Genomic DNA, 886 nt, shown 5'->3' on the forward strand with positions numbered 1-886 from the left:
GCTGTCCAGCAAGACCGTCACCACGCATGATGAGAGCCATGACAGCCTGGCGATGACCAGCTCGCTCAGCGGCGAGCAGATCTCCATTGCGGCAGGCAACGATCTGCTCTCGCAAGGCACGCAGATCGTCGGCACCGGCGATGTAGTGCTCGCGGCCGGCAACAACCTGACGCTTGAGACGGCGCAGAGTACGCATAGCGAAGCGCACGACAAGAAGACCGTGAAGTCCGGCTTGTTCGGTAGCGGCGGCATCGGCTTCACCATCGGCAAGCAGACGGTCAAGACCGAGGCCGACATCGCCGATGTGAGCCACACCGGCACCACGGTCGGCAGCCTGGAGGGCAACGTCACCATGGTCGCCGGCAACAAACTGGCGATCACCGGCAGCGATGTGATGGCGCTGCAAGGCGACATCACCGCCAAGGCCAAGGACATCGCGATCACCGAAGTCCACGACACCTCGAGCAGCGAACAGCGTACCGAGTTCAAGCAAGGCGGCTTGTCGGTGACATTGAGCGCGGCCGCGCTCAATCTGGCCCAGGCAGCAATGAGCAGTGCCGACGCCGGCAAGAAGGCCGAGGGCGACTCGCGCATGCAGGCTTTGGCCGGTGCGTCTGCGGCCTACAGCGCCTATGGCGCGGGTCAGGCCGCCAGCAGTGTCATGAATGCCGACACCGCCAAGGGCGCGGCCCAGGCGGCCAATGTCAGCATCTCGGTCACCGTAGGCGGCAGCCAGAGCGAGAGCGAGACCAAGCAGCGTAGCGCCACCTCCAAGGGCTCCACCTTGCAGGCTGGCGGCAACGTCAACCTGATCGCCACCGGCGGCGGCGAAGACAGCAACATCCTGGTGCGCGGCAGCGACATCAAGGCCGGCAACAACCTGCTG

The 886-nt window shown here is 65.0% G+C and carries 1 protein-coding gene; it reads left to right on the forward strand.

Translation table 11 applies throughout. From position 1 onward, the window contains the following. On the forward strand, nucleotides 1–886 hold an 886-nt coding region (locus Y887_RS16810), incomplete at both ends, for a hemagglutinin repeat-containing protein (RefSeq protein ID WP_046965440.1).

Origin of the sequence: Xanthomonas pisi DSM 18956 (assembly GCF_001010415.1) — a bacterium.
Classification (GTDB): Bacteria; Pseudomonadota; Gammaproteobacteria; order Xanthomonadales; family Xanthomonadaceae; genus Xanthomonas; species Xanthomonas pisi.